This window comes from Streptomyces sp. LS1784, from assembly GCF_020103755.1.
Classification (GTDB): Bacteria; Actinomycetota; Actinomycetes; order Streptomycetales; family Streptomycetaceae; genus Kitasatospora.
This window is the reverse complement of sequence record NZ_JAHSQD010000561.1, coordinates 1-5245: the sequence shown is the minus strand read 5'-3', so window position 1 is coordinate 5245 and position 5245 is coordinate 1. Positions and strand designations below refer to the sequence as shown.

General features: G+C 71.8%; 5 protein-coding genes and 1 pseudogene. 2 read left to right on the top strand and 4 right to left on the bottom strand.

Features of this window, described 5'->3' with window-relative positions; all coding sequences use genetic code 11:
• The 3 genes from KS423_RS37670 to pdhA form a co-directional block, all read right to left on the bottom strand.
• A partial coding sequence (locus tag KS423_RS37670) for a biotin/lipoyl-containing protein (RefSeq protein WP_308020290.1) occupies positions 1-331 on the bottom strand: 331 nt, incomplete at its 3' end.
• A 15-nt stretch (positions 332-346) separates the two neighbouring features.
• A complete protein-coding gene (locus KS423_RS37665; protein ID WP_374120103.1) occupies positions 347-1321 on the bottom strand; it encodes an alpha-ketoacid dehydrogenase subunit beta in 975 nt (324 codons plus the stop codon).
• Positions 1321-2475, bottom strand: a complete 1155-nt coding sequence (gene pdhA / locus KS423_RS37660; RefSeq protein ID WP_374120102.1) for a pyruvate dehydrogenase (acetyl-transferring) E1 component subunit alpha — start codon at positions 2473-2475, stop codon at positions 1321-1323. Before pdhA ends, KS423_RS37665 begins: the two co-directional genes overlap by 1 nt.
• A gap of 426 nt (positions 2476-2901) precedes the next feature.
• Here pdhA and KS423_RS37655 point away from each other — a divergent pair, with 426 nt between their 5' ends.
• Both KS423_RS37655 and KS423_RS37650 read left to right on the top strand, forming a co-directional pair.
• Entirely contained in the window at positions 2902-3561 is a 660-nt protein-coding gene (locus tag KS423_RS37655) for a response regulator transcription factor (protein ID WP_189913240.1), read from the top strand.
• Between the two features lie 65 nt (positions 3562-3626).
• The gene (locus KS423_RS37650; protein WP_224284240.1) at positions 3627-4730 is read left to right on the top strand and encodes a phosphotransferase enzyme family protein; all 1104 of its coding nucleotides are present in this window, start codon (positions 3627-3629) and stop codon (positions 4728-4730) included.
• A gap of 5 nt (positions 4731-4735) precedes the next feature.
• Here the strand turns inward: KS423_RS37650 and KS423_RS37645 are convergent.
• A pseudogene (locus KS423_RS37645) lies at positions 4736-5245 on the bottom strand (hypothetical protein); the annotation flags it as partial.

Here is a 5245-nt window from a genome sequence, read left to right as displayed (position 1 = left end):
CGGCCTCCTCGGCGGGAGCCGGAGCCTGGGCCGGCGTCGCGGCGGGCGCGGCCGGAGCCTCGGCCCCCGCCCCGCCGGCGACCGCGACCGAGATGATCACGGTACCGACGTCGACCGTCGCGCCCTCGGGGAAGTGCAGCTTCTCGACCACCCCGTTGAACGGGATGGGCAGCTCCACCGCCGCCTTGGCGGTCTCCACCTCGCAGACGACCTGCCCGTCGGTGACGGTGTCACCGGGCTTGACGTACCAGCTGAGGATCTCGGCCTCGGTGAGGCCCTCGCCCACGTCGGGCATCTTGAACTCGCGGAGCGAGCGAACTTCGGTGGTCATCTTCGCTCCCCGGTATCAGTACGCCAGCGCGCGGTCGACGGCGTCGAGCACGCGGTCCAGGTCGGGCAGGAAGGCCTCCTCGACCCGGGACGGCGGGTACGGCGCGTGGTAGCCGCCGACCCGCAGGACCGGCGCCTCCAGGTGGTAGAAGCACTTCTCGGTGAGCCGGGCGGCCAGCTCGGCGCCCATGCCCATGAAGACCGGTGCCTCGTGCACCACGACGGCCCGACCGGTGCGCTTGACCGACTCCTCCAGCGCGGCGAAGTCCACCGGGGAGAGGGAGCGCAGGTCGACGACCTCCAGCCGGCGGCCGTCCTCCTCGGCGGCCGCGGCGGCCTCCAGGCAGACCTTGACCATCGGGCCGTACGCGATCAGCGTCGCGTCGGTGCCGGACCGGACGATCCGGGCGTCGTGCAGGCCGAGGTCGGCGGCGTCGCCGACCTCGCCCTTGTCCCAGTACCGGCGCTTGGGCTCCAGGAAGATGACCGGGTCGTCGGACTCGATCGACTGCCGCAGCATCCAGTGCGCGTCGTGCGCGCTGGCCGGGGTGACCACGCGCAGACCGGCGGTGTGCGCGAAGTACGCCTCGTGCGACTCGCTGTGGTGTTCGACCGCACCGATACCACCCGCGTAGGGGATGCGCACGGTGACCGGCAGCTTGACGTGGCCCAGCGCACGGGCGTGCATCTTGGCCAGCTGGGAGACGATCTGGTCGAAGGCCGGGTACACGAAGCCGTCGAACTGGATCTCCACGACGGGGCGGTAGCCGCGCAGCGCGAGGCCGATCGCGGTACCCATGATCCCGGACTCGGCGAGCGGGGTGTCGATCACCCGGTCCTCGCCGAAGTCCTTCTGGAGGCCGTCGGTGATCCGGAAGACGCCGCCGAGCTTGCCGATGTCCTCGCCCATCAGGACGGTCTTCGGGTCGTTCTCCAGCGACTTGCGCAGCGCTCCGTTCAGCGCCTTGGCGATGCTCAGCTGACCGGCCATCAGTGGGTCTCCCCCGCCTCGAAGGAGGCCGCGTACTCGATGTACTCGGCCCGTTCCTCATCGACCAGCGTGTGCGGCTCGCTGTACACGTGGTCGAAGATCAGGGTCGGGTCCGGGTCCGGCATGCTGCGCACGCCCTCGCGCACCCGCAGCCCCAACTGCTCGCTCTCGGCGTCGAGGGCGGCGAAGAACGCCTCGTCGGCCAGGCCCTCCTTCTCCAGGTGGGCGCGGAGCCGGGTGATCGGGTCCTTGGCCTTCCAGGCCTCGGTCTCCTCGGCGTGCCGGTAGCGGGTGGGGTCGTCGGAGGTGGTGTGGGCACCCATCCGGTAGGTGAACGCCTCGATCAGCACCGGGCCGTTGCCGCTGCGGGCGTGGTCGAGCGCCCAGCGGGTGACCGCCAGGCAGGCCAGCACGTCGTTGCCGTCGACCCGGACGCCCGGGAAGCCGAAGCCGGAGGCGCGGCGGTACAGCGGGATCTTGGTCTGGGTGGTGGTGGGCTCGGAGATCGCCCACTGGTTGTTCTGGCAGAAGAACACCACCGGCGCGTTGTAGACCGAGGCGAAGGTGAAGGCCTCGTTGACGTCGCCCTGGCTGGAGGCGCCGTCACCGAAGTACGCGATCACCGCGTCGTCGGCGCCGTCCTTGCTGACGCCCATCGCGTAACCGGTGGCGTGCAGGGCCTGCGCGCCGATCACGATGGTGTACAGGTGGAAGTTCTTCTCGTTCGGGTCCCAGCCGCCGTGGTTCACGCCGCGGAACATGCCGAGCAGGTTCAGCGGGTCGACGTCGCGGCACCAGGCCACGCCGTGCTCGCGGTACGTGGGGAAGGCGTAGTCGCCGGGGCGCATGGCGCGGCCGGAACCGACCTGGGCGGCCTCCTGGCCGAGCAGCGAGGCCCACAGGCCCAGCTCGCCCTGCCGCTGGAGCGCGGTGGCCTCGCCGTCGAACCGGCGCACCAGCACCAGGTCGCGGTAGAGGGCGCGCAGCTCCTCGGGAGTGGTGGTGAGGGGGTAGTCCGGGTGCTCGACCCGCTCGCCTTCCGGCGTGAGCAACTGGACGAGCTCCGGCTGGGCGTCCTTGCCCGTGGCGCGGAGGTTGTCAGGGACGCCGGGGGCCGCCTTCTTGCGAGCCCTCGCCGTGCTTTTGACGGTCACGTTCACTCCTCGGTCTGTCCGGCCACCCGGGGTCGCCGGTGACCGGTCCGGTCACCGCCTCGCGGGGCGCGCGTGGGTGTGCGCTCCCACTGCGGGGCAGGTGGTGATCCTGTTCCGACGGCGTCCCTCACGAGAACGTTACCCAGCGTCCGCCCTCGACGCGCTTGCGCTAGGACGTCCTACTTGTTCAGGGCCTACAACCCCGAGGGTGCTGCGTTCGACTCGCCGTCGGAAGGGTGGGGGTGACGGTCGGCGTGACGCAGCTCTCAATTCGAGCGCCTTCAGGACACCAGCGCACGTTATCCGGGCAGACGCCCGTACGTAAGGGGGTTCTCGGTATCGGTTTCGGACGGCTGTGGCCGGATCCCGTCGTGACGGAGGTGCGGGCGATAGGTCTTTCGTAGGGTGATATGGGAGGCTTTGGACGTGACTGATAACGGACAAATCAGGGTGTTCCTGCTCGACGACCACGAGGTCGTCCGACGGGGCGTGCACGATCTGCTCTCGGTCGAGGACGACATCGAGGTGGTCGGCGAGGCCGGCACGGCCGCCGAGGCGCTCACCCGGATCCCCGCGGTCCACCCGGACGTCGCGGTGCTCGACGTCCGGCTGCCGGACGGCAACGGGGTCGAGGTCTGCCGCGAGATCCGGTCCAGGCTGCCGGAGATCAAGTGCCTGATGCTGACCTCGTTCTCGGACGACGAGGCGCTGTTCGACTCGATCATGGCCGGCGCCTCCGGCTACGTGCTGAAGGCGATCCGCGGCACCGACCTGATCACCGCCGTCCGGGACGTCGCGGCCGGCCGCTCGCTGCTCGACCCGGTCGCCACCAGCAGGGTGCTCGCCCGGCTGCGCGACGGCGGGGAGAAGGAGGACGAGCGGCTCGCCCAACTCACCAAGCAGGAGCGGCGGATCCTCGATCTGATCGGCGAAGGTATGACAAATCGTCAGATCGGCAACGAGTTGCACCTGGCCGAGAAGACGGTGAAGAACTACGTCTCCAGTCTGCTCGCCAAGATGGGCATGGAGCGGCGCACCCAGGCTGCCGCCTTCGTGGCGCGGCACCAGGCCGACCACCAGTACTGACCGGATGGCTGCACATAACTGACGTCCTGTCAAGGGCCCCCACACAGGGGACATAACCTCTCCACGTGACTTTCAGCCAGACCCTCGCCTGCGCCCCGGCCCGCCCCGACGTCTCCGCACCGCCGATGGGGACCCTCAGCCCACCCGTCCCGCTGGGCGCGCTCGCCGAGGTCCTGGCCCGCTACCGGGTAGGACGGCTGCTGACCGCCGAACCCGTCGCCGAGGGCCTGCTGAACCGGGGGTACCTGGTCACCACCGAGGCCGGTCCACACTTCCTGAAGTGCTACGTCGACACCGCCACCGGCAGCCGTCCGAAGATCCTCGCCCACCACCGCGCGATGGCCGCGCTGAACACCCTCGGACTGCCCGTCACACCCCCGCTGGCCTGCGCCGAACGGTCCGGCACGGTGGCCGCCCGGGGCGGTCGGCTGTTCGCGCTGTTCCCCTGGGTCGACGGCCGGCACCGGCACGGCGGCGAGCTCGACCCGTCGCAGTGCGACGCGCTCGGCGCGCTGCTCGGCCGGCTGCACGGCGCGCTCGACGACGTCTGCGCCCCGCTCGGACAACCCGCCGGCTACCGGAGCGCCGACCCCGTCGACAGCGCCGGACTCGCCCGCGACCTGCGGCGCCGCGCCCGGGAGCACCACCCGGCCGGGGAGCTGGACGCCCTGGTGGTGGAACGGCTCACGGAACGGCTGGAACTGCTCGCCGAGCACGCCCACCGCCGCCCCGCCCCGGAGGCCGCGCCGCCCACCGGCTGGACCCACGGCGACTTCCACGGCCTCAACCTGCTGTACGACGACGGCCCGCAGGGCGGCGGCCGGGTGGCCGCCGTCCTGGACTGGGACAAGCTCGGCCCGCAGCCACGCGCCGAGGAGGCGGTCCGGGCCGCCACGCTGCTCTTCAACGACCGGTCGTCCGGTGTCCTCGACCTGGTCCGGGTCCGCCGCTACTCACAGGCGTACCGGGCCTCCGGTGCCGCCACCGCCGAGCACGTGGCCGGCGCCGTCCACCGGGTCTGGTGGGAGCGGTTGAACGACTTCTGGATGCTGCAGTGGCGCTACCAGCGGGCCGACCACCGGGCCGACCCGCTCTACCCCGCCTCCGCGGGGCAGCTGGCGTGGTGGTGCCAGGAGTACGAGCAGGTCCTGGACGCCTTCACCAACTGACCGCGTCAGGGGGTCGACTTCGGGTCCGTCGTCGGCTTCGTGTCCGTCGGCGGCTTCGCCGGCCCCGTGCTGGCGCCCGAGGTCGCCGCCGGCGTCGTCGCCGCAGGCGCCGACGACGCGGGCGCGGTCCCGGTCGCGCTGTGGCTGGTGGACGTGGTCGGCGTCGGGGCCTGCGTGCCGTGCTTGCCGGTGCTCGGCGACGGCGACATGTTGTTGCCGTTGTTCCCGGTGTTGTTCCCGCCGTTGTTGTTGGGGTCGGTCGGTGCCGACGGCTTCTTGCTGCCGGAGACCGAGGCCGGCGGGGTCACCAGACCGCTCGGGGCCGGCGCGGTCGGCTCCGTGGTGGTGACCGCCGGGGGCTGCGTCGGGGACACGCCGTGGTCGGTCTGGTCGTTGCCGCTGAGCGCGAACCCGATGCCCGCACCGGCCGCGACCAGCACGGCGATCGCACCGGCCACCCAGGCCCACGGCCCGCGCCGCCGTCCGGGGCCCTCGCCGTCCTCGCCCGCGCCGCC

What these genes read in the sequence shown, in the direction of transcription:
- KS423_RS37665 (WP_374120103.1), bottom strand. Translation starts at nt 1,321, where the DNA reads ATGGCCGGTCAGCTGAGCATCGCCAAGGCGCTGAACGGAGCGCTGCGC.